The sequence below is a fragment of the Pseudonocardia sp. genome (genome assembly GCF_050246655.1).
Lineage (GTDB): Bacteria > Actinomycetota > Actinomycetes > Mycobacteriales > Pseudonocardiaceae > Pseudonocardia.
The window spans coordinates 1-24,729 of the sequence record NZ_JBFWVQ010000068.1 but is presented as its reverse complement, the minus strand read 5'-3'; the positions used below and the strand labels follow the sequence as shown (position 1 = coordinate 24,729).

The window sequence follows — 24,729 nt, the reverse complement described above, 5'->3', positions numbered from 1 at the left end:
TAGGGAGGCGAATCCATCGAGATGGGTGACGGCGCCGGCCACGTCCGGGGGACGGGGCCGGCGCCCGGTGTCAGCCCGCCGGGACGGCGGTGAGGCGCCCGAGCGTCGGCACGCCGTCGCGGTGGTCGGCCGGCACGACCGCGGACGACAACGCCGTCCAGCAGCCCGGGCAGCAGTACTGCCGGAACACGACGGGGGCGTCGACGTAGTCGGCCGCCACCGCGACGATCTGCGGGCCCGCCTCCGTCGGCGGCCCCTCGTGCACCGCCAGCGCCAGCCCCGAGCCGGACCCCGCGTCGGGCGTGCCGAGGACCTCCCCGCAGTGCCGGCACGCCACGACGGCGCCGTCGGTGACCTCTGTGACCTCCAGGACCTCCACCAGGTTGTCGTCGATCCGCCGGGCCGTCCCCAGGTCCGCCTTCCGCCCGGGCGGTGGCACCGGCAGCCGCGAGCGCTCCCGGCGCCCGGCGCGCAACCGCTCACGCTCGGCTGCCGTGGCCTCGGCGTCGACGCGCGAGTCGCGGGCGTCACCGGCGAGCACCACCCCGTAGACGGACCGGGCGGCGTCCGCACTGATCTTGCGTTCACGCAGGTCGTGGGCCACGGCGTCGGGATCGCGGTGCAGCGGGTCGCCGTAGCCGCCGCCGCCCTGCCAGGTCATCGCGAACACCTCGCCCGGCGCGAGATAGCTCGACGCGTAGTTCTGCCCGGGTTCGAGCGTGTCGCTGCACTCCGAGAGCTCCGCGGGCATCCGCCCGGCGGCGAACAGCTCGCGCACGCTGCTCTGCCGCGCGACGACGTCCAGCCCGCTGTTGCCGGGATGGCCGCCGCACAGCCCCGCGTTCTGCGCGACCGCCTTGCCTGCGGAGGCGAGGACCAGGCCCATCGGGACGCTCGTGCCATGCGGGGTGAGCGCGACGGACGCGCCGAGGCCGCCGCGGTGGCGGCCGGGGCCACCGGAGTCGGGCACCTCGCGGCGCCACAGCGTGAGCACGGGGTAGAGGAACTCGGTCATCTCGACGTCCGGGATGCGGCCCATCGGGATGCAGAACAGGCCCCCGGTGTCGATGCCGTCGGCGTGCGGGCGGGCACCGTAGCCGCCCGACATCGGCTCCATGATGATCGACAGGAACGGTGCGGGCTGCGCGCCGCGCTCGTCGAGCCCGGCGATGACGGCGGTGTCCCAGGTGCCGCAGCAGGTGGCCTGGACGTTGCGGCCCAGCTCCAGCGAGCGGTCGAGCATCTGGGAGAGGCACTCGGCGACGAGGCTGCCGGTGAGCCAGGCGGGTCCGATCGGGCCGCGGCTCACGGCCGCCGGGTAGGTGGCGTTGTTGAGCGTGCCCTCCTCGGTGACGAGGTCGAAGCAGCGCATCAGCCCGCCGGCGGACCACGGGATGTCGCCCGCGAGGATCGGCAGCAGGGCGAGCATGACCCCGCCGCGCATCCCGGCGTAGGTGCAGTTGATGACGCCGGCCTGCGGGTCCGTCCCGGTGAAGTCGAAGGTCAGGTGGCCGCCGGTCTTCGTCGTGGTGACCGTGATCTTGTGCAGGCCCCGGTCGCCCTCGTGCGACTGGTCCTGGTAGCCGGTCGCCGACCAGGAACCGTCGGGCAGGCTCGTGAGCTTGTCGCGCAGCCGCCCCTCGGCATCGCTCATCATCCGTTTCATGACGGCCTTGACGGTGTCCGCCCCGTACTGGGCGATGAGTGCGGCCAACCGCTCGCGGCCCACGTTGTTGGCGCCGATCTTCGCGCGCAGGTCCAGCCCGATGAGCATCGGGACGCGGGAGCGGCGCACCCACGCGTCCGCCACGTCGCGCTGCAGCGTCCCGTCCCGCACGACCTTGATCGGCGGCGTGGGCAGCGACTCGGAGAACACGTCCTGTGCGGCGGGGGAGAAGGAGCCGAGCCCGACCCCGCCCAGGTCGGGCTGGTGAGCGATGGCGCTGGTCCAGGCGAAGAGCAACCCGTCGTGGAAGACGGGCTGGTAGACGATCACGTCGTTCTGGTGCAGCCCGCCGCCGACCCACGGGTCGTTGCAGAGGAACATGTCGCCCTCCGCGATGCCCGGGTTCGCGCTGCGGTGGCGCAGCGTCCAGTAGATCGCCAGGTCGACGGCGCCGACGAGCATCGTGTTGTAGAGCCCGACCTGCACCTCCTGGCCCAGCTCGTCGGAGATGGCGAAGTCGAAGTCGTTGGCGTCGGTGACGATCGGGGAGCCGGACATGCGCTTGAGCGCCTCGCCCATCTCGTCGGTCACCGACCACAGGCGGTGGCGCACGACCTCGTAGGTGAGCGGGTCGAGCGCGTCGACCTGCTCCTGCGTGACGCTGTGCACCGCGAGTGTGGACGGCAGCGAGCGGGCCAGCTCGTCGGGGTCGACGGGGCGGCTGGAGAACACCTCCGAGCCGGGGATCGGCATGGTCACGACGGGCTCCCAACAGGTCGGATGGTGAGGTTGCCGAGCGTGTCGACGGTGCCGGTGGTGCCCTCGGGCACGACGACGGTCGTGGTGGGCACCTCGACGATCGCCGGGCCGGTGAGGACGTGGCCCGCGCGCAGGGCGCGGTAGTCGTACACGGGCGTGTCGACGTAGCCCGCGGCCGCGTCGAGGCAGACGGGGCGGCTGGTGGTGCGCGCGGGCTCCGGATCGGGCGACGCAGCGGCCGGGACCTCCGGTAGTGCCGGGGAGAACGGCAGCACGCCGGTGCCGCGGACGCGGAAGGTGATGGCCTGGATGCCGGCCTCGCGGAACCCGGCGTCCGCGCCGTAGAGGGCGGCGTAGCGCTCCTCGAAGGCGGCCGCGGCGGCCTCGATGGCGGCGGCGTCGAGCGGGCCCGCGGCGACCGGGGTGGTGACCTCGGCGAGCTGCATCGTGTAGCGCATGTCGATCTCCCGGTGCAGGCTGACGGTCGCGAACCGGACGCCCTGGCGGTCCAGTGCCTCCCGGACGCGTCCCTCCAGCTCGGCGAAGTTGCGCTCGGCTCGGGCAGGGTCGAACGGGACGAACGTCGGGTCGGAGAGCTCGGCGGCCAGCACGATGTCGGACGAGGCCAGCCCGAACGCCGAGAACGCCGAGGCCACCGCGCCGAGCGGGACCACGACCTCGGCGACCCCGACCTCCGCGGCGTAGCGGGCGCAGTGCGCGGGGCCCGCCCCACCGAAGGCGTAGAGCACGAAGTCGCGGGGGTCGTGGCCGGCCTCGACGACGGTCTTGCGCAGCAGGTCGCCGGTCTGCGCGTTCTGCACGGTGTGGATGGCGGCGGCGGCCTCCTCGACCGAGAGGCCGAGCGGTTTCGCGATCTGGGTGTCGATCGCCTGGCGTGCCAGCTCCGCCGAGAGCGGCTTGCGCCCGCCGAGCAGCCCGCGCCCGGGCAGGATGCCGAGGACGAGGTTGGCGTCGGTGTTGGTGGGCTCGGTGCCGCCCTGGCCGTAGCAGGCGGGGCCCGGGACGGCCTGGGCGCTGCGCGGGCCGATGCGCAGGTTGCCGCCCGGGTCGAGCCAGGCGATCGCGCCGCCGCCGGAGCCGATCGCGTCGACGCGCAGGGTCGGCACGTTGATCGGGTGATGGTTGATCACCGTCGTGGTGGCGCGGACGGGCTCGCCGTCCACGATCAGCCCGGCGAGGAACGTGGTGCCGCCGACGTCGGTGGAGATGATGTTGCGGTGGCCGAGCTGGCGGCCGAGGGCGACCGATCCGACCACGCCGCCGGTGAGCACGGAGCCGACGGTGCTGATCGCGGCAGCGGGGGCCTCCGCGGCCGCGACGGCGCCGCCATTGCTCTGCATGACCAGCAGCGGCCCGCCGAGCCGGTTCGCGCGCAGCGTGTCCTCCAGCGTCGTGAGGTAGTCGCGCAGCCCGGGCCCGATCTGAGTGCTCATGATCGTGGTGGCGTTGCGCGAGAACTCCCGGATGCGGGGGCTGACCTCGCTGGAGAGTGCGACGAACACGTCCGGGTCCTGCTCGGCGACCAGCTCGCGCAGCCGGCGCTCGTGCACCGGGTTGCGGAACGACCAGAGCAGCGAGACGGCGATCGCGCGCACGCCGTCGTCGAGCAGGGCGCGGATCGCGGCGCGGGCGGAGTCCTCGTCGAGCGCGACGACGACGTTGCCGTCGCGGTCGATGCGCTCGACGACCTCCAGCGCGTGGCGCTTGGGCAGCAGCGCGTGGTCCTTGGCCTGCCCGAGGACGTGCTGCAGCTCGTGCGGGGAGCGGCCGAGGTAGCGGCCCTCGACGTTCATGATGAAGATCGAGTCCCGGTGCCCGTGGGTGGTGAGGAACCCGACCGGCGGCACGTTGCCCATGACCAGCGCGTTGAGCGACGACGTGGTGCCGTGGGCGATGTGGTGGGTGTCGGCGAGCATCTCCGGCACCGTCACGCCGAGCTGCTCGGCGAGCAGCGCCAGGACGTCCAGGACCCCGCGGGAGTAGTCGGGCGGGGTGGACGGGGACTTCGCCGCGAGGACGGTCCCGCCGTCGTCGTCGAGGACGGCGTCGGTGAACGTGCCGCCCACGTCCACTCCGATGACATAGGCCATGGCTCGCTCCTTCGCGCCGGATCTGACTAGTGCGTAGAGTATTCAACGTATGCGATAGTGGTCAAGGAGTTGTCGACCGGGGAGGTTCGGATGCGGATGCGCAGGGTCGCGGTGCTCGGTGGCGGGCCCGGTGGGCTCTACGCCGCGCGCCTGCTCAAGCTCGCCCAGCCGGCCTGCGAGGTCACCGTCCACGAGCAGGGCGAGCCGGACGCGACGTTCGGCTTCGGTGTCGGGCTCGCCGCGGGCACCCAGCGCAAGCTGGAGGCCGCCGATCCCGACACGCTGCGCGACCTCGTCGGGGCCGGGTTCCGCCACGACATGACCCTCACCGTCGGCCGGCGCACCGTGCGCGTGCACAACGACCGGCTCATCGGTGTCGCCCGCACCGAGCTGCTCGCCGTGCTGCAGCGCCACGCCGAGAAGGCGGGTGTACGGCTGGAGTTCGGCACGCGCCGTCGTGCCGAGGAGCTCGACGCCGACCTCGTCGTCGCCGCGGACGGCGTCAGCAGCGCCACCCGGGAAGCGGGCGACTTCGGCGCGCGCGTCGACGTCGGGCGCGGGCTCTACCTCTGGTGCGGCACGGACTTCGCGCTCGACGACGCCGTCTTCGCGCCGGTGCGGACCGAGCACGGCACCTTCGTCACGCACGCCTACCCGTACTCGGACAACCGCAGCACCTTCCTCGTCGAGACCGACGAGCGGACGTGGCGGCACGCCGGGTTCGCGGCGACCACGGCGCGGACCCCGGCCGACGCCACCGACGGCGCCTCGCTGCACTACCTGCAGGACGTCTTCGCCGAGCACCTGCGCGGGCGCCCGCTGATCGGCAACCGCACCCGCTGGCAGCGGTTTCGCACCGTCCGCTGCGCGCGCTGGACGTCCGGGCGCACCGTGCTGCTCGGCGACGCCGCGCACACCGCCCACTTCTCCATCGGCTCGGGCACCAAGCTCGCGATGGAGGACGCCATCGGGCTCGTCGAGGCGCTCGGGGCCGAGGCGGACCTGTCCGCCGCGGCCGCCCGCTACGAGGCGCTCCGGCGCCCGGCGGTCGAGCGGCTGCAGGAGCTCGCGCGGCGCAGCCAGCTGTGGTGGGAGTCCTTCCCGTCGCGGCTGGACCTGCCGGTCGAGCAGCTGATGGTCGCGTACATGACCCGCGCGGGGAACGTGCCGCTGCCGCGGTTCGCGGCCAGCCACCCGGACGTCGTCGCGGGCGCGCTGCGCGGCTACGCGGGCACCGCGCCCGCGCTGCCGGGGACCGACGTCACGGACTGGGTTCTCGACCGCCCGCTGCGCCGTCCGGCGGGGGACTTCCCGCGCCGCGCCGCCCACGGGCCGGACGGCCTGCACGAGGTGCGGGTCGCCGTCGACGATCCCTGGGGGGAGGACGCGGACGGGCTGGTCGCGGCGGCCCGCGCCGCGGTCGCGGCGGGTGCGGTGGGATGCCGGGTCACCGGCCCTGGCGACCGGCCGTCCGTGCTGACCCGCATGGACCTCGCGGAACGGCTGCGCGCCGAGACCGGTGGGCTCGTCGTCGTCGAGGCCCCGGCCGGGTGCCGCGACGATCTCGCCGCCGGGCTGGTCAGCGCCCGGATGGACCTGATCCACCTCACCGGGGAGAAGTCATGAACCGCTGGGACGGGCGCGTCGTCGACTACCCCGCCGAGACCGTCCGCCGCTACCGCGAGGCGGGCCTGTGGGGCACGCGCACGATCGCCGACGAGCTGCACGCCGTCGCGGCCACCCATCCCGACCGCGATGCCGTCGCGGCCCACGACGGCCGGATCACGTTCGGCGAGCTCGACGCCCGCACGGACCTCGTCGCGGCCGGCCTGACCGCGCGGGGACTCCTGCCCGGTGACCCGGTGCTCTTCCAGGTCACGAACCGGCTCGACACCGTGGTCGCCTGGTACGGCGTGCTCAAGGCGGGGCTGGTGCCCGTCTGCACCCTCGCCGCACACCGCGGTCACGAGATCGGCGAGATCTCCCGGCGTGTCGGCGCCGTCGCGCACCTGGTGGAGGCGGGCGCCCGCGGTGGCGACCTCGTCGCGTTCGCCGCCGAGCAGCAGCGCGATCACCCCACGCTGCGCCACCTGCTGGTACTCCACGAGCTGGTGGCCGCGCCGGGCGGCGATCCGGCCGCCGCCCGCGCCACCGTCGAGGGGATCCAGCGCGGTCTCGACCCGGACGGCGTGGCCGTGTTCCAGCTCTCCGGTGGCACCACGGGCGTGCCCAAGGTGATCCCGCGCCGGCACGCCGAGTACTGGTACAACTCCGCCGCCTACGCGCGCTCCTGGGGCTGGACCCCCGCGACCCGCGTGGCGCACCTCATCCCGGTGATCCACAACGCGGGGATCGTGTGCGCCGTGCACGCGGCGCACAGCGTCGGCGCCTGCGTCGTCCTCGGCACCGCGGACCTCGACGTCTCGCTGCCGTTGATGGCGGCCGAGCGGGCCACCCACGTGCTGCTCGGGCACGCGCACTACCGGGCCGCCGCCCACCCGGGGTTCGGCGCGGCCACCGCCGCGGTCACGCAGGTGGTGCTTTCCGGGGCGAAGGTGCCGCCCGCCCTCTTCGACGAGCTGGAGCGGCGAGGCCTGTGGTCGGGTCAGCTGTTCGGCATGGGGGAGGGGCTCTTCCTCACCACGCCGCCCGGCTCCCCCCGCGAGGCCCGCGCCACCACCGTCGGCGTGCCGCTGTCGCCGCTGGACGAGATCCGCGTGCTCGAACCCGGCGGTGACGGGCAGGTGCCCGACGGGGAGATCGGGGAGCTGTGCTGCCGCGGCCCCTACACGCTGCGCGGCTACGTCGACGCGGCCGAGCACAACGCCCGCGCGTTCACCCCGGACGGCTTCTACCGCACCGGCGACCTGGCCGCGGTCCGCGAGATCGACGGTCTGCGCTGCGTGAGCATCGAGGGCCGGATCAAGGACCTCATCAACCGGGGTGGGGAGAAGATCAACGCCGAGGAGGTGGAGCTGCTCCTGCTGCGCCACCCGCGGATCGTCGCGGTCGCCGTCGTCGCCATGCCGGATCCCCGCCTCGGCGAGCGGACCTGCGCCTACGTCGTCGCCGACGGCCCGTTCGACCTCGCCGACGCGCGCGCACACTTCGCCGCGCTCGACGTGGCCAAGTTCAAGTGGCCCGAGCGGATCGAGCAGCGCGACGAGATCCCGCGCACGCAGGTCGGCAAGACCGACAAGGTGCGCCTCCAGGCCGAGATCGCCGCGCTCGTCGGCCCCGGGGCCGGGGTGCGGGCCTAGCATCGCCTCCCATGACAAGCAGCTCGCCCCGCGGCAGGCGCGGGAAGGCGGACCCGGCACCGCCCCGGACAGACGGCGGGGAGTCCCGCGCGACGACGGCACGCCGCGAGCTCGTCGAGAACGAGATCTACGAGCACGCCACCCGGCTGTTCGCCGAGCGCGGCTTCGCGGGCACGAGCCTGCAGGACGTCGCGAACGCCCTCGGCATCACCCGGCCCGCGCTCTACTACTACGTCCGCAGCAAGGACGAGCTGCTGGCCAAGCTGGTCACGGAGGTCACCGACGGACCGCTGCAGGACCTGGAGGAGCTGCTCGCCCGCCCCGGGCTGGACCCCGTCGGCAAGCTGCGCGGGGTCGTGGGCGTGATCGTCGCGCGGCGCACCACCCAGCCGGAGCGGTTCCGCCTGCTCGTCCGGTCGGAGGCGGAACTGCCCGAGGAGCTTGCGAGCGCCTACGACGCGTCGCGCCGGGCCGTGCTGCGGACGGTGGCGACCATCGTCGAGGAAGGGGTGCGGGCCGGGGTGTTCCGGCCCGTCGACTCGCGGGTGGCGGCCCTGGGCGTGCTCGGCATGTGCAACTGGGTGGCCTGGTGGTTCCACCCCGGCGGCCGGGACGCGCCGGATGCGGTGGCCGAGCAGCTCGCCGACATGGCGGTGGCGGGCCTGTCCCGCGACGGCGACCGGGCGCTCGACGGCGAGGGGCCCGCCGCCGCGCTGAAGATGCTGCGCCAGGACCTCGACCACCTGGAACGCCTCCTCGACCTCTGAGATTTGTCACATACGTCAAACTGTTGACGTACTCGTTGAGCCACGCGTAGCGTGGACGTCGCCCCACCGACACGCGAGGAGGCGGACCCATGGCCGAGCTGGACCACCGGGTGCAGGGGGTCGACCACGCGGCGTTCCCGACCTTCGACCCGGCCGGGACCGTGCGGTTCTACCGGGACGTCCTCGGCTTCCCCGTCGTGCACTCGATCTGCGCGGCCGGCTGGGGCCCCGAGGACCACCCCGACTTCGTCCACTTCTTCTTCGACATCGGCTCGGGCGACCGGATCGCGTTCTTCTACTACTTCGGCCTGCAGCCCGTGCACGCCCGCGAGCGCGGCGACGCCTACGCGGGTTTCGGCCCGGACGTCCCCGAGTTCTTCGTCCGCAGCCGCCATCTCGCGATCCATGTCGAGAGCGAGGCGGACCTGCTGGAGTACCGGCGGCGGCTCGACGCGAGCGACTGGCCCGTCGAGATGCAGATCCGCCACGAGACCATCGAGTCGATCTACACCCACGACCCCAACGGCTACATGGTCGAGCTCACCCGCCCGATGCGGCCCGTCACGCCGCAGGAGGACCTCGACGCGAACCTCACCATCGACGCCCTCCTCGACGTCGTCGCCGGGCCCGAGCCCACCTACGGCCAGCTCCTCGCCCGCAAGGCCGAGCTGATCGTCGAGCGCGCCGCGGCGTGGGAGCTCGCCGGGAGCGGTGACCCGCGGTGACCACGCTCTACGTCCTCGACGTCCCCGAGAACACGCCGCTGGCCACGGTCGCCGCCCGCGACCCCGCGGTCACGGTCGGGCGGATCGGGCCCTACTTCGCGATCACCGCCGACGGGTCGATCGTGATCGACCGCCGCGCCACCGGCTGCCGCCACGCCGTCTGGTACTCCGCCGTGGGCGGGGTCGCCCGCGGCGGCCGCATCGTCCAGCACGACAAGGACGCGCTGCGGGTGGAGCCGTCGTGAGCCGCGGGCTCGGCGCGGGCCGCCACGTCGCGGCCGGGGAGCGACCCGCGGCCACCACCACCTCGGCGCACGAGCTCACCACCGCCGACGGCGCCACCGTGCGCGGCGTGCTCGCCACCGTGCCGGGCGCGCGCACCGTCGTGTGCCTGATGCACCCGCGCCAGGACCTCACCCACCACCCGCTCGTCCCGGAGCTGCTCGCCGCGGGAGCGGCGGTGTGGACCCAGACCACCCGTTCGGTGAACAACGACCTCACCCTGGTCCACGAGCAGGCGCTGCTCGACGTCGCCGCCGGGATGGCGTTCGTGCGCGAGCGGTTCTCCTCGGTCGTCGTCCTCGGGCACTCCGGCGGCGGGCCGCTCTACGCGTTCTACCTCGAGCAGGCCGGTCTCCCGCCCGGTGCCCGGATCGCTCTGACCCCCGGCGGGCGGCCCACCGGGCTGGGCGAGGCCGAACTGCCGCCCGCGGACGGCGCAGTGTTCCTCGCCCCCCATCCCGGGCAGGGCCAGCTGCTGCTGGCCTGCATCGACCCGTCCGTGGCCGACGAGTCCGACCCGATGTCCGTGGTGCCCGAGCTCGACCCCTTCGACCCCGCGAACGGGTTCGCCGAGCCGCCTGCCCCCTCGACCTACGACGCCGGGTTCCTCGCCCGCTACCGCGCCGCCCAGCGCGCGCGGGTCGCCCGCATCGACGCCGTCGCCCGCGCCCATCTCGCCGCCGCGAGGCAGGCCCGGGAGGCCTTCCGGGCCGGCGGCGAGGCCCGGGACCGGCGCCGCAGCATCGCGCCCCGGATCCTCACCGTCTTCCGCACCGACGCCGACCCGCGCACCGTGGACCTGTCCATCGACCCCAGCGAGCGGCCCTACGGCTCCCTGTTCGGCCGCAGACCCGATCTCATCAACTACGGGCTCGTCGGCTTCGGGCGCCTCACCACGCCCGAGGCGTGGCTCTCGACCTGGTCGGGGCTCAGCTCGAACGCGGGTTTCGTGCGGTGCGCACCCGGCGTCACGGTCCCGACGCTGCTCGTCGAGCTCACCGGCGACCAGGCGGCCTTCCCCGCCGACACCCGAGCCATGATCGACGCCCTCGGCGCGGCGGACCTCACCACGTCGACGGTCCGCGGCCTGCACTTCGGCGCGCCGATCGCCGAGGGCGAGCCCACGGGCAACGAGCTGGCCGCCGCCGAGATCCTCGAGTGGCTCGCCAAGCGCCACGAGCTGGCCCCGCCCGCCTGATCGTCGTCCAGTCGCGGCACGCGACGTCCCGATGCGCTGCACCCGCCTTGACAGCGTCGGCGCCGCGTGGTGAGGCTGCCAGGCACTCCCGACGTCAACGGCGACCGTACGGAGGTCCTCATGGAGGTGTCCTGCGCCTTCCCCACCGCTCTGCGCTCACCCGACGACATCGCGCTGGCCGAGCAGCTCGGCTACGACCGGGCCTGGATCTACGACACGCCCCAGCAGAGCCCGGATGTCTGGATGACCCTCGCGCTGGCCGCGGAGCGCACCGAGCGGATCGGGCTCGGCCCCGGCGTCCTGGTGCCGAGCCTGCGCCACCCGATGGTCAACGCCTCGGCGACCGCCCACCTCGCCGCCCTCGCTCCCGGCCGGGTCGCCGTCTCCTTCGGCACCGGGTTCAGCGGCAGGCGCGCCATGGGGTACCGGGCGATCCCGTGGTCCCACATGCGGGCCTACATCCGCGCGTACCGGGGCCTGCTGCGCGGCGAGGTGGTGGAGTGGGAGGGCGTGCAGATGCAGATGCTGCACCCCGACGGGCACTCACCCGCCCGCCCCGTCGACGTCCCCATCCTGATCGGGGCGCTCGGGCCGAAGGGTGACGAGGTCGCCCGCGAGCTGGGCGACGGCCTCTACATCACCCTGGCGCTGCCCGACTTCGCCACCGCGTACCCGTGGGTGCCCTACCTGGCCTGGGGCACGGTCCTCGACGAGGACGAGCCGGCGGACTCCGCGCGCGTCCGCGCCGCGGGTGGTCCCGGTTGGGCGCTGGCCTACCACGGCGCGTACGAGTTCGGCGGTCCCGATGCCGTGCGCGGGCTCGTCGGCGGGCCCGAGTGGATGGACGTCGTGGAGAAGGCACCGCAGGAGCTGCGCCACCTGTCCGTGCACGTGGGCCACTGCGTCGAGCTGAACGAGGCGGACCGGGCCGCGTGGGACGCGGGCGGGCACGCGATGCTCCCGGACGTGACGCTGTCCGGCACGCGCGACGAGATCCGCCGACGGGTCGGCGACCTGGGGGAGCGCGGCGTCACCGAGATCGTGTTCCAGCCGTGCGGGCCGGACACCCGCCGGGAGCTGGAGCGGTTCCTGGAGGCCGCCCGGGTGTAGCGGGCGGTGCGGCCGCCCGCAACGGGTAGCCTCGCCGCTCGTGCGCACGGCGACGGCGGCCCGATGACGGGCGGGGCACCGGACTACCGGTTCACCCTCGCCAACGAGCGCACGTTCCTCGCCTGGCTGCGCACGTCGCTCGCGCTGGACGCGGGGGCGCTCGCGGTCGTGTCGATCGTGCCGGAGTTCGGGCCGCCGGGCACTCGGCAGGCACTCGCCGCGGCCCTCGCGCTGCTCGGCGTGATCGTCGCCGTCGCCGCGGTCCTGCGCTGGCGACGGGTGCAGATCGCGATGGAACGCGACGAACCCCTGCCCCGCAGCCGGCTCCCGGTGCTGCTCGCCTCGGCGCTCGGGCTGATCGCGGTCGCGGTGGCGCTGCTGGTCGTGACGGCCGGCTGACCCATGACGGCCGACCGCTCCGACCTGCCGGAGTCGCAGCGCGATCGGACGGTGCTCGCCTGGGACCGGACCGCGCTGGGCGTGCTGGCCAACGGCGGCCTGCTGCTCCTGCGGCAGCTGGGCGTAGCGGACCTCCTCGCGCCGCTCTCGGTGGTGGCCGCGGTCCTCGGCGCCGTCGTGCTGGTCGGCGTCGGTGCCCGCAGGTCGCGCGCGATCGGCCGGGCCCTCGACGGCCCGCGCCCGGTGCCGTTCGGGACGGTCGCGACCGGCGGTGCCGTGGTGGCCGCGATCGGCGTGCTCGCCGCGGCGGCGGTGCTCGGCCCCGTCGACCGCTGACCATCCGGTCCCGCGCGGCCGGGTGGCTCGGACGGGGCTACAGCATCCCGGCCTGCTCGGCGCGCGCGATCGCGGCGTCGCGGGAGTCCACCCCGAGCTTGCGGTACAGCGAGCGCAGGTGCGTCTTGATCGTGTTCGTGCTCAGGTGCAGCATCGTGGCGATCTCGTCGTTGGTCATCCGGGTCGGCAGCAACACGACCAGGTCCCGCTCCCGCGGGGTCAGCCGGGGCACCCCGTTGCCGTCGACCGGGTCGGCGGGCTCCCTCGCGGGCAGCGCGGCGAGCAGAGTCGCGATCGTCGCCGCCCTGCGGCCGTTCTCGCCCGGTTCGAGCAGGGTGAGCAGCGGGCGGGCGTGGCGCCCGAGCTCGCGCCAGGGTGCGCCGAAGCCGTGCTGCCCGGTGAGGTCCAGGGCTTCCCTGGTGGCGTGCAGCGCGCGCTCCCGGCGGCCCACCAGCTGGCAGGCCCGTGCCGTCCAGAGCAGCCTGCGGACCTCCACGGTGAGCAGCCTGCCGGGCGCTGGCCGCGCGTCCGGCGCGCCGAGCTGGCGCATCGCCGTGAGCGGGTCGCCCGCGGCCACCGCGGCCCGACCCCGGTAGACGGCGACGGCGCACGGCGGGCACAGGGCGCCCTCGGCGATCCGCGCCGCAGCGCCGTCGAGGTCGCCGGTCGCGGCGGTCGCCTCCGCCTCGGCTTCGACGAGCAGCGCGTCCAGCAGCGGCGTCGTCGGTGTGGTGCGGGGGTCAAGGCGCAGCGTGCGCACCGTGGCCAGGGCCTCGCCAGGCTGACCGCGGGCGGTGAGCACGCGTGCCGCCGTCCACCCGACCGCCACGGCGACGGCCAGCTCGTCGAACGGCCGCGCGGCGGCCCGGGCGCGGACGAGGTGCTGTTCGGCCGTGTCCGGATCGGCCCGCTCCACCGCGACCGCGGCCCGGCAGGCGTACGCGGCGGCCGCCTGGTACGTCGTCGTCCAGCCGTGCCGCTCGGCGAGCGCGACGGCCTCGGCCGCCCGGGCGTCGGCCGCGACCAGCCGCCCGTCGAGCAGGTCCGGCCAGCCCGCGAGGCCGAGGCAGTTCAGGGCCGGCAACGACGAGCCGATCTGCCGGGTGGTGGCGGCCCCGCGGCCCAGCAGTCGGATCGCCTCGTCGACGTCGCCCGACCAGAGCGCGGCCATGCCCGCGTTGCTCGCCATCACGGCCTCCCAGTGCACCTGCCCGGGAAGGTCGAACCGGGCGAGCAGCCGTTCGGTGCGCGCGATCCGGTCCGGGATGACGCCGTAGTCGCCGCGGACGCGATCGCGCGCAACCGGCGCCAGCGTGGCAGCGAAGGACATCCACGCGGCGCGGGCCGGGTCGGCCTCTTCGGCGGCGGCGGCCTCGAGAGCCGGGGCGACCTCGTCGATCGTGGTGAAGTCGCCCGCCCACGCGCGCGTCGCGAGGTCGACGGCGGCGAGCGTCGGATCCTCGCGCAGCAGCGTGGGCGGGGCGGTGCGCAGCAGCGCGCGGATCGCGGGGACGCGCCCGATGACCGACAGCCGGGCGATGTGGCCGACCAGCAGCTCCCGGGTGAGCGGCACGTCGCCTGCCGCGACCGCGTGGCGGACCGCCTCGAGGACCTGGCCGCGGCCCGCGTACCAGGCGGCGGCGGTCGCGTGCAGCCTGCCGGAGCGTCCCGGGTCCTCCTCGGTGATCTGGCGGCGCGCCGCGGCGGCCAGCAGCTGGTGGCAGCGGAACTCGGACTCCTCGGCGTCGACCGGCGAGACGAACCCGGTCGTGGCGCTCAGCTCGCGCAGCAGGCCGAGCGCGTCGGCGCGGCCGCTGCACCGCACGGCCAGCTCGACGGGCACGCTCTCCAGGATGCTGATGTCGCCGAGGAAGGTGCGGGCCGGCTCGTCCAGGTCGGCGAGGACCTGCTCGATGAGGTAGGCGGCGAGGCCACCGGCGCGGGTCGTCCCGGTGATCTCGCCGATCACCGACCGGGGGTCGTCCGCGGCGAGGATGGCCCGCGAGGCGAGGCGCAGGCCGCCGATCCAGCCCTCGGTCCTGGCCTGCAGGACGGCGACGTCGTCAGGGCCGAGAGCGAGCCCGAGCCGGTCGAACAGTGCGCTCGCCTCCGCGTCGGTGGCCGCGAGGTCCGCCGCGCGCAGGTCGGTGAGCACGTCGTTCATCCGCCACCGGTGCAGGGGCAGGTGCGGGTCGTGCCGGGCTGTCATCAGCAGCCGCAGGTTCTCCGGCAGCAGCTCGACGCACCGTTCGAGGGTGCCCATGGCGTCCGCGTCGCGGATCCGGTGGACGTCGTCGAGGACGAGGGTGACGCCGCCGCCGTCGGTCCCGACGATCGCGAGCAACCGGTCGACCGTTCCGGCCAGGCCCGCGGGGGTGGTCAGCACGTCGATCTCGGCCAGCGGCGCCGCGATCTCGGGCACGGCGGACCGGATCGCCCCGATCACGTTGGTCCACAGCGCGTGCGCGTCGTCGGACGGGGTGACGGTCACCCAGGCGACGGGGCTGCCCGCGTCCGCCAGCGCGGCCGCGGCCTGCGCCGCGAGGATGGTCTTGCCCCAGCCCGCCGGTGCGCTGACCACCACCACGGGCGGGCGCGGCTCGGCGAGCATCCGCCCGACGAGCCGCGGGCGGGGGAGCAGGGTCGCCGCCAGGTGCGGCGCACCGTGCCGTGCGACGGCGGGGGTGTCGCGGACCGCTCGTGTCGTCACTGCGCTGCCTTCACTGCGCTGCCTTCACTGCGCTGCCTTCACTGCGCTGCCTTCACTGCGCTGCCTTCACTGCGCTGCCTTCACTGCGCTGCCTTCACTGCGCCGCCTTCACTGCGCTGCTTCACCCTCACCGTGCCGTCTTCACCCGCGGAGAATGGCTTTCCACCGGAACGTCCGTCGCTGATCGGCAGGCCGATGCTAACCCTGCGTCAGGGCGGACGGCACCTAATACTCGTTGGGGTGAGGCGCCTTCGGGATCGCCGGCCGACGATGTCGCGGTGCGCCCGGACGGTGGTGTCCGGCGCCGCGAGCGGAGGGTCGGGTCGTGGTCGGTGGGCAGGGGACCGCAGGCATGTGTGACGGCGCGCGTTACGAGTTCCTCGTCCCGGGGGAGCTCACCGCGGCCGCCGCAGGCGCGTTCCCCGAGCTGACCGTGACGCCCGGCCCGGTCGGCGGGACCATCCTCTTCGGATACGTCCGGGACCAGGCCCACCTGCAGGGCCTGCTGGAGCGGTTCGCCGAGCTCGCCATCGCGGTGGTGGAGATGCGCCGGCTACCGGACTGATCCCCGCATGCCGTTCACGGACCTTGGAGGAGAGTTGCCCGACCAGCCGAACATCCTCGTCATCTGGGGCGACGACATCGGCATCACCAACCTGTCCTGCTACTCCGACGGGTTGATGGGCTACCGCACCCGAAACATCGACCGGATCGGCGCGGAGGGCGTGCGGTTCACCGACTCCTACGGCGAGCAGAGCTGCACGGCGGGCCGTGCCGCGTTCATCACCGGGCAGAACCCCTACCGCACCGGCCTGACCAAGGTCGGCATGCCCGGCGCCGACGTCGGCCTGCGCGCCGAGGACCCGACGATCGCCACCGCGCTCAGGGCACACGGCTACGCCACCGGGCAGTTCGGCAAGAACCACCTCGGCGACCGCGACGAGTTCCTGCCGACCCTGCACGGCTTCGACGAGTTCTTCGGCAACCTCTACCACCTCAACGCCGAGGAGGAGCCCGAGCACCCGGACTACCCGACCGAGGAGGAGTTCCCCGGGTTCCGCGCGCGGTTCGGGCCGCGGGGGGTCATCCGTTCCCGGGCGTTTCCGGACGGGGGGCAGGAGATCGAGGACACCGGCCCGCTCACCCGCAAGCGCATGGAGACCTGCGACGAGGAGTTCCGCGACGCCGCGGTCGACTTCATGAGCCGCAAGATCGCCGAGGACACGCCGTTCTTCGTGTGGTTCAACTCCACGCACATGCATTTCCGGACGCACACCCGGCCGCAGGACCTCGGGCGGGCCGGGCGGTGGCAGTCGCCCTACCACGACGCCATGCTCTACCACGACGACATCGTCGGGGACCTGCTGACCTTCCTGGACGAGCAGGGGATCGCCGAGAACACGATCGTCATCTACTCCACGGACAACGGCCCGCACATGAACAGCTGGCCGGATGCCGGCATGACCCCGTTCCGCAACGAGAAGAACTCGAACTGGGAGGGTGCCTACCGGGTGCCCGCGATGGTGCGCTGGCCCGCGCGCATCCCGGGCGGCCAGGTGTGCAACGGCATCGTCGCCCACACCGACTGGTTCGTGACGCTGCTCGCCGCGGCGGGCGTGCCCGACATCGCCGAGCAGCTGAAGGCCGGCGCCGACCTGCGCGGGACGACCTACCGCGTGCACCTGGACGGCCACGACCTGCTGCCCTACCTCACCGGCGAGAGCGACCAGAGCCCGCGGCGGCACTTCTTCTACGTCTCCGACGACGGCGACCTCACGGCCATGCGCTTCGACAACTGGAAGTTCGTCTTCCTCGAGCAGCGGGCGCCGGGCACGCTGGGCGTGTGGATGGAGCCCTACGTGGAGCTGCGGGTCCCGAAGCTGTTCAACCTGCGGACCGACCCGTTCGAGCGGGCGGACATCACGTCGAACACCTACTTCGACTGGCTGATCGACCGGGTGTGGCTGCTGGTTCCGGCGCAGGCCTACGTGGCCAGGATGCTCAGCACCTTCGACGGCTTCCCACCCCGCCAGACCCCGGCCAGCTTCAGCATCGACCAGGTGCTCGCGAAGCTGCAGGCGGGCGCGGCGAGCCGATGACCGCACCCTCGGCGGTTCGGGTGGTCGACCTGGCGGGTGGCCCGTTCCTCATGGGTTCGGACGACCACTACCCCGAGGAGGCACCCGCGCACCGGGTGGAGGTGGACCCGTTCGCGATCGACGCCTGCCCGATCACCAACCGGGAGTTCGCGGCGTTCGTGGCGGCCACCGGCTACCGGACGGTCGCGGAGCGCCCGCTCGATCCCGCGGACTTCCCCGGGGCGCCCGCGGAGAACCTCCAGCCGGGCTCGATGGTGTTCACCCCGACCGCCGGGCCGGTGGACCTGCGCCACCTGAGCCAGTGGTGGCGCTGGGTCCCCGGGGCGTGCTGGCGGCGCCCCGAGGGACCGCGGTCCCACCTCGCGGACCGTGCCGAGCACCCGGTCGTGCACGTCGCGCACGAGGACGCAGCGGCCTACGCGGCGTGGGTCGGCGCCGCCCTGCCGACCGAGGCGCAGTGGGAGTTCGCTGCCCGCGGGGGCCTCTCCGGGGCCGCGTTCACCTGGGGTGACGAGCCCCGCCCCGGGGGCCGGATCATGGCCGACACCTGGGACGGGCCGGACTTCCCGTGGCGGTTGACCGGCGAGTCGGGCTGGACCCGCACCGCGCCGGTCGGCAGCTTCCCGCCCAACGGCTACGGCCTGTACGACATGGCGGGCAACGTCTGGGAGTGGACCGACGACTGGTGGACCACGCAGCACCCGGCGCGGGCGGGCACCCCGTGCTGCACCCCGCGCAACCCGCGCGGCGGGGACGTCCACGGCAGCTACGACCCGGCGCAGCCGCAGTTCCCGATCCCCCGCAAGGTGATCAAGGGCGGGTCGCACCTGTGCGCCGACACCTACTGCCTGCGCTACCGCCCGGCCGCGCGCCGGCCACAGCAGATCGACACCGGGATGAGCCACATCGGCTTCCGCTGCGTGTGGGACCGTGCGGGGCCGAGGTGAGAGGGCCGAGGTGAGAGGGCATGGACGTGCTGCCGTCGTGGCGGGCGGGGCCGACCCGCACTGCCGTGCTGGAGTTCCTGGCCGCCGCCCGTGACGTGCCGGTCGAGCAGCGGGTCGCCTACTTCGACAACGACGGCACGCTGTGGTGCGAGCGGCCGAGCTACGTGCAGTGGGATTTCCTGGTCGACCAGCTGCGGCAGCGGGCCACCGAGGACCCGTCGATCGCGCAGCAGCCGGAGTTCGCCGCCGTCCTCGAGGCCCGCCGGGAGGCGATCGCGTCGATCGGGCTCGCCCGGATCGCGGTGGCGCTGGCGGGGCTCTTCACCGGGCTCACCCCGGAGGAGTTCGCGGGGCGCGTGCGGGGGTGGATGGCCACGGCCGTGCACGCCTCGGGCCGCCCCGTGCGGTCGCTCGGGTACCGGCCGATGCGCGAGCTGATCGAGCTGCTGCGCGCCGACGGTTTCACGGTCGGGATCGTCACCGGCGGCGGCGCGGAGTTCCTGCGCGCGATCAGCGGCGAGCTCTACGGCGTACCCCCGGACCGGGTCGTCGGGACCTCCGTCGGCTACCGGCTGACCGGCGGGGACCGGGGCACGGTCGTGCTGCGCCGCACGGCCCGGATCGTCGGTGACGCCAACGAGGGCGCGGCGAAGGTGACCAACGCCCAGACCCAGCTCGGCCGCCGCCCGATCCTCGCCGCCGGCAACTCCGCCGGCGACGCGGAGCTCCTGCGGTGGGCGACCGCGGCGCCGGGCCCCGGGCTCGCCCTGCTGCTCGACCACGACGACGCCGAACGCGAGTACGCCTACGAGGGCCGGGCCGAGACCTTCACCGCGGCGGAGGCGGTCGGCGACACGGCCGCGCGGCTGGGCTGGACGCGGATCAGCATGGCCCGCGACTGGGCGACGGTGTTCGACACCGACACCGACACCGACACCGACACCGACACCGGGACGTCCGGCCGGTAGCCGCCGCCCGGCCGCCTCAGCGGGCCGCCGGGCCGGTGGCGTCGGTCTCGCCGTCGAGACCGCCCAGCGACGCCTCGATCGCCTCGTCCACCTGCGCGCGCGTGCCGGACGGGTCGAGCTCGAACGTCGGCGTCGACAGTAGGGCCGAGGCGTCCACGACCGCGTCCGTCACGTCGGCGCGGACCTCGCCCGCCCAGCGCAGGAGCAATCCCCGGTTCTCCGCCCGGTCGGTGATCGCCGTGCGCGCGAGTGCGGCCGACCACCGCCTGCTGCGCAGCGAGTCCAGCTGCAGGTTGCGGTGCATCATCGCGGTGAGCTCGTCGCCGTGCGCGTCGGCCGCCTCCGCGAGCCGCACGTTGAACACCGCGTCGACGGCGGGCTTGAGCACGAGGCACAGCGTCGCGACGCTGCGGCCCCAGTCGCGCTCGGCGAGGTGGGTCTCGACGGCCCGGCGCAGCGGCTGCCAGGCCGGGTCGCGCTCCCAGCGCTCCCGGTCCTCGCCGAACCCGCGACCCGGATGGTGGATCTGCAGCTGTCGTGCCTGGTAGGCGATCCGCTGGACGCGGCGCAGCTCGTCACCGGCCTGGAAGGCGACCGCGTTGCTGAGGTAGCTCGACGGCGCCATCGACATCACATAGGTCGCGGCCATCAGGAGCGCGTGCCCGACGTAGCGGAAGGGCGTGTACCCGCGGCCGAGCGCGTCGAGCCACTGCGGCGCGAGCGCGGCGTAGCTGCCGCGGCTCTCGTGGTCGTCGATCAGGCCGTCCACGTAGGTCTCGGCGGTGTCCTGCATGCGCACGTACGTGCGGTAGACGAGCATGTCGGGGTCGCGGAAGGCGTTCCAGTCCGAGCACTGCAGCGGCGAGTCGTTGCGGTGCTCGATGTACCAGCGGTTCCACACATGGTCCGGGGACATCTCCCACGGTGTCTGCCCCGGCTTGTAGTGCCAGTGCAGGTCGTGGGAGACGAACTCGTACTCGGTGGGGACGCGGCGCTCGGTGTAGCGACTCCAGCTGCGCCGCCTGCGGGTGGGTGCGCTCATCGCGGCGTGCTCTCCTTCCCGGTGGGGCGGGCGGCGTCCTGCCGGGACCGCCAGACGATCTCGTCGGTGCTGGTGGCGATGTGCCCGGCGAAGAAGGCCATGTGGGGCTCGACGTCGCCGATGCGCACGGGCCGCCCGGCGAGCTCGCTCAGGGTGTGGCGGGTGAGCAGGCAGCGGCCGGGCGTGTGGATGTGGATGTAGGAGCCCTCGTCGCGGAGGTGGACCTCGGCCTCCGGGTTGTCCTGCGCGATCGCCTCGGCGACCAGGTCGGCCATCTCGCCCGCCTGCATGATCGGGCCGACCAGGGCGGTGCCCACGGTGTCGGTCTCGGTACTCATCGGATGCTCGCCTCCGTGACATCGGTGCTGGGGGTGGCGGGGGCGCGGACGTAGAGCCGCCCGTCGCGGACCTCGGTGGGGTACTCCGGCAGGCAGGCGCTGGTCGGGTTGACACCCTCGCCGGTGCGGGCGTCGAACTCCCACAGGTGCGCGGTGCAGGTGATCACGCCCTCGTCGAGGTCGGCCTCCTCGAGCGAGGTCTGCTGGTGCGGGCATAGTCCGTGGAAGGCCCGCACGGTGCCGTCGAGGTTGACCAGCAGCACCGCCGTCCCGTCGGCGAGGCGGCGGAAGGCCATCTCGCCCTCCCACACGTCGTCGGCCGGACCCGCCGGGTGCCAGGTGCCGTCGGATGTCGTGACCGGGCCGGTCATCGCGCCACCGCGTAGGAGACGACCACTTCCTCCATCGGCAGGATCCCTGCCTCGGAGGCGGTGAGCGCGTCGTCGAGGACCCGCCCGGCGTGCTCCACCTGCAGCGGCGCGTCGCGCTCGGGGACCCGGCGGCCGACGGAGTGCTCGGCGCACTTGCGCGCCACCTCGGGGATCGGGTCGGTGTCCTCGATCAGCACGAGGCCGTAGAGGAAGTCGCCGCGGAAGTGCCCGACGACCGGCATGGGGTTGCCCATCGGATGTCCCTTCTCAGGCCGTGCGGGCCCAGGCGTAGTCGAGCGCGTCCTTGCCGGCGACCTCGGGCGTGATGCCCATGTAGGCCAGGGCCCCGCCGAGGTCCGGCGGCTGGATCTGGCCGGTGACGAAGCGGTCGATGAGCGACTCGTGGCCCGCGTACTTCTCCGGCTCCCGCTCGAAGATCCACCGGCAGGGGTCGGAGCAGAAGCGGTAGGCGCGCCCGCCGTGCGCGACGACCCGCAGCGGCGGGGCGTCGTCGGTCCACACCGTGATCGGCAGGTGGCACATGTTGCAGGTCACGGGCAGCGTCGAGGGCAGGGTGAGCTCCTCGCGGCCGTCGCGGGCGTTGGCGGTGATCACGTCCCACTTGCGGCCCCAGTTCTCCTCCCACGTCGGGTACTTCGAGGTCAGCCACTCGCGTTCGGCTGGCGAGACGCCCGCCGCCGGGTCCCACCACAGCGTCGGGCGGTAGGTCCAGGAGCCCAGGTGCATCGAGTGGTGGAAGTTCTCCACCTCGTCCAGCAGCAGGTCCCAGTACCAGGGCAGCTGCAGGCCGGAGTCGAGCATGTAGGTGGCGAACTGGTCGAGGACGAGATCCTGCATGAACTCCTTGAACGAGTGCCGTCGATGCTCCAGCGGCATGTAGTAGTCCATGCCCATGCCGGTGAGCAGGGCGAACACCTTCCAGGTCCGCCACACCGACTTGTCGACGACGTACTGCGCGTGGTCGGGGTCGTGGCGGCGCAGCACCTCGATCACCGCGGCGCCCTGCTGGGAGTGGCGGGCCTCGTCGGTCTGGATGGACTGCAGCAGGGAGGAGAACTCGACGTCGCCCGCCTTCAGCGCGTCCGACGCCATCCCGAGGAACTGCAGGTTGGTGAACGCGGTCTCGAAGACGAACGTCTCGGCGATCGCGGCGTCGACCGCCGTCCCGGCGAGGAAGAGGTCGCTGAAGATCGAGCGCGCGGCGATCGCCCCCCACTCGTTCGTGTGATACATCTTGTGCGCCCAGTCGAACTGGTCGTCGAGCTTGACGTAGGCGTGCGGGAAGAACAGCTGGAGCTGCCCGTGGCGGATCTCGTCGAGCATTCCCAGGGTGGCCACCGTGCGCCACGCCGCGGACGGCGCGAACCGGGCCAGCTTGGCCTCGGAGAGGCCGGCGAAGTACTCGGCCACCGACGCGATGCCGTAGTGCTCCTTGACGATCGCCCGCCAGCGCGGATCGGCGTTCTCGATGTAGCGCGTCCGGCCGACGGCGGTCTTCACGCCGTAGAGCCCCTCGTCCTTCTGCCGCTGGATGTCGACGTACTCGCGGAACGACACCTTGTACGGCTCGTCCCACGCCTCCCAGGCGGCCGGGGGCAGCGCCGAGGCGTCGGTGGCGAACTCGGGGAAGATCTCCTCGCGGCTCACGTACTCCGGGGTCCAGTCGAGTCTGCGGCCGAGGTCGAACCATTCCTCGCGCTTGAGCTGAGGCATTCATGGGTCCTTTCCCGATCGGCGTGGATCGGTGGTGCGATCCACGCCGACAGCATCACATCGGCTCGCGCGCGGGAGAAGGACCGGTTCGGTCGTAGCCGGACCGAACCGGTCCGAATTGCCTCCCACCTGCGGATATCGGTATGCGCGCGGAGATCCGGAATGGCGGGTCCTTGTCCGGGTGGGGGTCGTTCCCGACGATATCCCCATGACCGTGACCGGTTCTTCCTATCGCATTCCGGCACCGCTTTCCGGGGTCGGGCGGGAACTGCTCGACCTCCTGCCCGGGCTCGTCGAGGCGGCCCGGACGACCCCACCGCTCGCGGTCGTCCACCGACTCCCGCCGGACCGGCAGGACGCGCTCGCGCGGCTCTCGGAGGCGGGGGCCGGCTCGCCCGAGCTCGCGCGGCTCGGGTCCGCGGCGGCACGCCTGCGCGCCCTGCGCGCGGCCGCCCGTGCGGCGCGGACGTGCCCGGCGTGCGGCTTCGACGGTCTCGACGGTCCGCCGTACCTGGCTTTCGAGGGGCTGCCGCAGGACGGGGCCGCGCCGCTCGTGCCGCCCTACGCCGTGGCGTTCGGCGATCCCTCGGGGACGCGGTGCCCGTGCTGCGGCTACGGCTTCGGTCTCGACGACGACCCCGCCGACGGGAGCCCGCCCGTCACGTTCGAGGCATGGGGTGCGCGCTGGCGGGCGCGAGGCCGGCCCTGGTCCGACCCGGCACGGCGGCCATCCGGATCGGACCCGGCCACGGGCGTTCACGGGGGCTGAGCGGGTCGTCGGTGTCCGTCACGGTGTCCGCCGCGCCGTCCGTCGCGATCCCGCGCAGGACGGCCTCGACGACGGTGAGGACGTTGCGCCGCGGCTCGCCGCGGCGCCACACCATGGCGATCTCGACGTCGATCCCGTCGGCGAACGGCCGCACGGTCACCCCCGCGGCAGCGCCCTCCCGCGCCGCGAGCGGCAGGACGGTGCAGCCGACGCCCGCCGCCACCAGCCCGAGCAGGGTGGCCGTGCTGCGGGCCTCGTGGACGACCCGCGGCCGGAAGCCCCTGGCGAGGCAGGACGCGTCGAGGAGCGCGCGCAGCGCGGAGCCGGCAGCGGCGGAGAACGCGACGACGTCCTCGTCGGCGAGATCGGCGAGCCGCACCGACTCCGCGTCCGCGAGCCGGTGACCGTCGGGCAGGACGACGGCGAGCGGCTCGGTGCGGACCACGCGGACCTCGAGGCCGTCCGGGAACGGCGCGCGGGGCCGGACGACGAACGCGACGTCGATCAGGCCGCCGGTGATCGCGCCGAGCTGCGCGGGGGTCAGCTGGTCGCTGCGGACGTCGACGGGCAGCCGCCCGGTCTCGCGGCGCACCGAGCGCAGCACCGTGTGCAGGACGGCGTTCGCCGCGCTGGGGGTGAACCCCAGCCGGACGGGCGCGGCGTCGCGGTCGGCGTCGCGGACGGCGCGCACGGTGTCCTCGGCCTCCGCGAGCAGCCGCCGGGCCCGGTCCAGCAGCTCCACCCCGGCCGGGGTGAGGTGCACGCTGCGGGTCGTGCGCCGGAACAGCGGCGTCCGCAGCTCCCGTTCGAGATGCTGGATCTGGCGGCTGAGCGGCGACTGCGCCATGTGCAGGCGCTCTGCCGCCCGGCCGAAGTGCAGCTCCTCGGCGACGGTGACGAAGTACCTCAGCCTGCGCAGTTCCACGACCGTCCCCTTCCCGCTCGCCCGGTGGCGCGTTGCCCGGCGGATCCCGATGCGCGACGATGAGCCACGTGCCTCGGGCCCGCCCCCGGGAGGTCGTCGCCGCGGACGTCTCCCGGGAGTTCGTGACGCGGGACGTCGACCACGCACGCCACCAGCTGTCCGCCGACTACTACCCGCTGGACCTGCGCCCCACGTCGGGCGGGCCGTTCCGGC

23 protein-coding genes are annotated in these 24,729 nt (G+C 73.9%); 14 read left to right on the top strand and 9 right to left on the bottom strand.

All coding sequences use genetic code 11. From position 1 onward, the window contains the following. Window positions 1–70: 70 nt before the first annotated feature. On the bottom strand, window positions 71–2,425 hold the full coding sequence (locus AB7J25_RS20170; RefSeq protein WP_428511138.1) for a hydantoinase B/oxoprolinase family protein: 2,355 nt from the start codon (window positions 2,423–2,425) through the stop codon (window positions 71–73). Further along, a complete protein-coding gene (locus tag AB7J25_RS20165; protein ID WP_428511137.1) occupies window positions 2,422–4,536 on the bottom strand; it encodes a hydantoinase/oxoprolinase family protein in 2,115 nt (704 codons plus the stop codon). The genes AB7J25_RS20170 and AB7J25_RS20165 overlap by 4 nt, the downstream gene beginning before the upstream one ends. Before the next feature lie 90 nt (window positions 4,537–4,626). Here AB7J25_RS20165 and AB7J25_RS20160 point away from each other — a divergent pair, with 90 nt between their 5' ends. The 9 genes from AB7J25_RS20160 (at window position 4,627) to AB7J25_RS20120 (ending at window position 12,613) form a co-directional block, all read left to right on the top strand. Next, window positions 4,627–6,162: an FAD-dependent monooxygenase gene (locus AB7J25_RS20160; RefSeq protein WP_428511136.1), complete on the top strand. Its 1,536-nt coding sequence runs from the start codon at window positions 4,627–4,629 to the stop codon at window positions 6,160–6,162. Continuing rightward, entirely contained in the window at window positions 6,159–7,796 is a 1,638-nt protein-coding gene (locus AB7J25_RS20155) for a (2,3-dihydroxybenzoyl)adenylate synthase (RefSeq protein ID WP_428511135.1), read from the top strand. The genes AB7J25_RS20160 and AB7J25_RS20155 overlap by 4 nt, the downstream gene beginning before the upstream one ends. Window positions 7,797–7,807: 11 nt before the next feature. Then, a complete protein-coding gene (locus AB7J25_RS20150; RefSeq protein WP_428511134.1) occupies window positions 7,808–8,563 on the top strand; it encodes a TetR/AcrR family transcriptional regulator in 756 nt (251 codons plus the stop codon). Between the two features lie 89 nt (window positions 8,564–8,652). Further along, window positions 8,653–9,288: a VOC family protein gene (locus AB7J25_RS20145; RefSeq protein WP_428511133.1), complete on the top strand. Its 636-nt coding sequence runs from the start codon at window positions 8,653–8,655 to the stop codon at window positions 9,286–9,288. Beyond that, on the top strand, window positions 9,285–9,533 hold the full coding sequence (locus AB7J25_RS20140; RefSeq protein WP_428511132.1) for a hypothetical protein: 249 nt from the start codon (window positions 9,285–9,287) through the stop codon (window positions 9,531–9,533). The genes AB7J25_RS20145 and AB7J25_RS20140 overlap by 4 nt, the downstream gene beginning before the upstream one ends. Further along, window positions 9,530–10,768: an alpha/beta hydrolase gene (locus tag AB7J25_RS20135; RefSeq protein WP_428511131.1), complete on the top strand. Its 1,239-nt coding sequence runs from the start codon at window positions 9,530–9,532 to the stop codon at window positions 10,766–10,768. The genes AB7J25_RS20140 and AB7J25_RS20135 overlap by 4 nt, the downstream gene beginning before the upstream one ends. A gap of 66 nt (window positions 10,769–10,834) precedes the next feature. After that, window positions 10,835–11,878 carry an LLM class flavin-dependent oxidoreductase gene (locus tag AB7J25_RS20130; protein WP_428511130.1) on the top strand — a complete coding sequence of 348 codons (1,044 nt, stop codon included), beginning with the start codon at window positions 10,835–10,837 and terminating at the stop codon, window positions 11,876–11,878. A gap of 63 nt (window positions 11,879–11,941) precedes the next feature. Further along, complete coding sequence (locus tag AB7J25_RS20125) at window positions 11,942–12,277, top strand: YidH family protein (protein ID WP_428511129.1); 336 nt, start codon at window positions 11,942–11,944, stop codon at window positions 12,275–12,277. Between the two features lie 3 nt (window positions 12,278–12,280). Beyond that, complete coding sequence (locus AB7J25_RS20120; RefSeq protein ID WP_428511128.1) at window positions 12,281–12,613, top strand: DUF202 domain-containing protein; 333 nt, start codon at window positions 12,281–12,283, stop codon at window positions 12,611–12,613. Window positions 12,614–12,650: 37 nt separating this feature from the next. On the opposite strand, the gene AB7J25_RS20115 is transcribed toward AB7J25_RS20120, so the two are convergent. Continuing rightward, window positions 12,651–15,323 (bottom strand): LuxR C-terminal-related transcriptional regulator, encoded by a 2,673-nt coding sequence (locus tag AB7J25_RS20115; RefSeq protein ID WP_428511127.1) that lies wholly within the window; start codon window positions 15,321–15,323, stop codon window positions 12,651–12,653. 352 nt (window positions 15,324–15,675) lie between these two features. Between AB7J25_RS20115 and AB7J25_RS20110 the strand changes: the two genes are divergently transcribed. The 4 genes from AB7J25_RS20110 to AB7J25_RS20095 are packed head-to-tail and all read left to right on the top strand — an operon-like array spanning window position 15,676 to window position 19,337. Further along, on the top strand, window positions 15,676–15,888 hold the full coding sequence (locus AB7J25_RS20110) for a hypothetical protein (protein ID WP_428511126.1): 213 nt from the start codon (window positions 15,676–15,678) through the stop codon (window positions 15,886–15,888). A 34-nt stretch (window positions 15,889–15,922) separates the two neighbouring features. Further along, window positions 15,923–17,422 carry an arylsulfatase gene (locus tag AB7J25_RS20105; RefSeq protein ID WP_428511125.1) on the top strand — a complete coding sequence of 500 codons (1,500 nt, stop codon included), beginning with the start codon at window positions 15,923–15,925 and terminating at the stop codon, window positions 17,420–17,422. Then, on the top strand, window positions 17,419–18,369 hold the full coding sequence (locus AB7J25_RS20100) for a formylglycine-generating enzyme family protein (RefSeq protein ID WP_428511124.1): 951 nt from the start codon (window positions 17,419–17,421) through the stop codon (window positions 18,367–18,369). Before AB7J25_RS20105 ends, AB7J25_RS20100 begins: the two co-directional genes overlap by 4 nt. 20 nt (window positions 18,370–18,389) lie before the next feature. Beyond that, window positions 18,390–19,337, top strand: coding sequence for an HAD family hydrolase (locus AB7J25_RS20095; protein ID WP_428511123.1), 948 nt, complete (start codon window positions 18,390–18,392; stop codon window positions 19,335–19,337). A gap of 16 nt (window positions 19,338–19,353) precedes the next feature. On the opposite strand, the gene AB7J25_RS20090 is transcribed toward AB7J25_RS20095, so the two are convergent. The 5 genes from AB7J25_RS20090 to AB7J25_RS20070 are packed head-to-tail and all read right to left on the bottom strand — an operon-like array spanning window position 19,354 to window position 22,822. Then, window positions 19,354–20,379, bottom strand: a complete 1,026-nt coding sequence (locus AB7J25_RS20090; RefSeq protein WP_428511122.1) for a toluene hydroxylase — start codon at window positions 20,377–20,379, stop codon at window positions 19,354–19,356. Next, complete coding sequence (locus AB7J25_RS20085; RefSeq protein ID WP_428511121.1) at window positions 20,376–20,717, bottom strand: MmoB/DmpM family protein; 342 nt, start codon at window positions 20,715–20,717, stop codon at window positions 20,376–20,378. Before AB7J25_RS20085 ends, AB7J25_RS20090 begins: the two co-directional genes overlap by 4 nt. Further along, entirely contained in the window at window positions 20,714–21,088 is a 375-nt protein-coding gene (locus tag AB7J25_RS20080; protein WP_428511120.1) for a Rieske 2Fe-2S domain-containing protein, read from the bottom strand. Before AB7J25_RS20080 ends, AB7J25_RS20085 begins: the two co-directional genes overlap by 4 nt. Continuing rightward, the gene (locus AB7J25_RS20075; RefSeq protein WP_428511119.1) at window positions 21,085–21,342 is read right to left on the bottom strand and encodes a toluene-4-monooxygenase system B family protein; all 258 of its coding nucleotides are present in this window, start codon (window positions 21,340–21,342) and stop codon (window positions 21,085–21,087) included. Before AB7J25_RS20075 ends, AB7J25_RS20080 begins: the two co-directional genes overlap by 4 nt. A 13-nt stretch (window positions 21,343–21,355) precedes the next feature. Then, window positions 21,356–22,822, bottom strand: coding sequence for a YHS domain-containing protein (locus AB7J25_RS20070; RefSeq protein ID WP_428511118.1), 1,467 nt, complete (start codon window positions 22,820–22,822; stop codon window positions 21,356–21,358). Between the two features lie 208 nt (window positions 22,823–23,030). Between AB7J25_RS20070 and AB7J25_RS20065 the strand changes: the two genes are divergently transcribed. Next, the gene (locus AB7J25_RS20065) at window positions 23,031–23,591 is read left to right on the top strand and encodes a hypothetical protein (RefSeq protein ID WP_428511117.1); all 561 of its coding nucleotides are present in this window, start codon (window positions 23,031–23,033) and stop codon (window positions 23,589–23,591) included. Here the strand turns inward: AB7J25_RS20065 and AB7J25_RS20060 are convergent. After that, a complete protein-coding gene (locus tag AB7J25_RS20060) occupies window positions 23,482–24,516 on the bottom strand; it encodes a LysR substrate-binding domain-containing protein (protein ID WP_428511116.1) in 1,035 nt (344 codons plus the stop codon). The genes AB7J25_RS20065 and AB7J25_RS20060 overlap by 110 nt on opposite strands. Window positions 24,517–24,729 lie beyond the last annotated feature (213 nt).

Excerpts from the sequence above, each read along its gene's own strand:
- AB7J25_RS20090 (WP_428511122.1), bottom strand. The coding sequence starts at position 20,379 with ATGAGCGCACCCACCCGCAGGCGGCGCAGCTGGAGTCGCTACACCGAG.
- AB7J25_RS20075 (WP_428511119.1), bottom strand. The coding sequence starts at position 21,342 with ATGGGCAACCCCATGCCGGTCGTCGGGCACTTCCGCGGCGACTTCCTC.
- AB7J25_RS20145 (WP_428511133.1), top strand. The coding sequence starts at position 8,653 with ATGGCCGAGCTGGACCACCGGGTGCAGGGGGTCGACCACGCGGCGTTC.
- AB7J25_RS20095 (WP_428511123.1), top strand. The coding sequence starts at position 18,390 with ATGGACGTGCTGCCGTCGTGGCGGGCGGGGCCGACCCGCACTGCCGTG.
- AB7J25_RS20160 (WP_428511136.1), top strand. The coding sequence starts at position 4,627 with ATGCGGATGCGCAGGGTCGCGGTGCTCGGTGGCGGGCCCGGTGGGCTC.
- AB7J25_RS20120 (WP_428511128.1), top strand. The coding sequence starts at position 12,281 with ATGACGGCCGACCGCTCCGACCTGCCGGAGTCGCAGCGCGATCGGACG.
- AB7J25_RS20100 (WP_428511124.1), top strand. The coding sequence starts at position 17,419 with ATGACCGCACCCTCGGCGGTTCGGGTGGTCGACCTGGCGGGTGGCCCG.
- AB7J25_RS20065 (WP_428511117.1), top strand. The coding sequence starts at position 23,031 with ATGACCGTGACCGGTTCTTCCTATCGCATTCCGGCACCGCTTTCCGGG.
- AB7J25_RS20080 (WP_428511120.1), bottom strand. The coding sequence starts at position 21,088 with ATGACCGGCCCGGTCACGACATCCGACGGCACCTGGCACCCGGCGGGT.
- AB7J25_RS20155 (WP_428511135.1), top strand. The coding sequence starts at position 6,159 with ATGAACCGCTGGGACGGGCGCGTCGTCGACTACCCCGCCGAGACCGTC.
- AB7J25_RS20125 (WP_428511129.1), top strand. The coding sequence starts at position 11,942 with ATGACGGGCGGGGCACCGGACTACCGGTTCACCCTCGCCAACGAGCGC.
- AB7J25_RS20110 (WP_428511126.1), top strand. The coding sequence starts at position 15,676 with ATGTGTGACGGCGCGCGTTACGAGTTCCTCGTCCCGGGGGAGCTCACC.
- AB7J25_RS20165 (WP_428511137.1), bottom strand. The coding sequence starts at position 4,536 with ATGGCCTATGTCATCGGAGTGGACGTGGGCGGCACGTTCACCGACGCC.
- AB7J25_RS20070 (WP_428511118.1), bottom strand. The coding sequence starts at position 22,822 with ATGCCTCAGCTCAAGCGCGAGGAATGGTTCGACCTCGGCCGCAGACTC.
- AB7J25_RS20085 (WP_428511121.1), bottom strand. The coding sequence starts at position 20,717 with ATGAGTACCGAGACCGACACCGTGGGCACCGCCCTGGTCGGCCCGATC.
- AB7J25_RS20150 (WP_428511134.1), top strand. The coding sequence starts at position 7,808 with ATGACAAGCAGCTCGCCCCGCGGCAGGCGCGGGAAGGCGGACCCGGCA.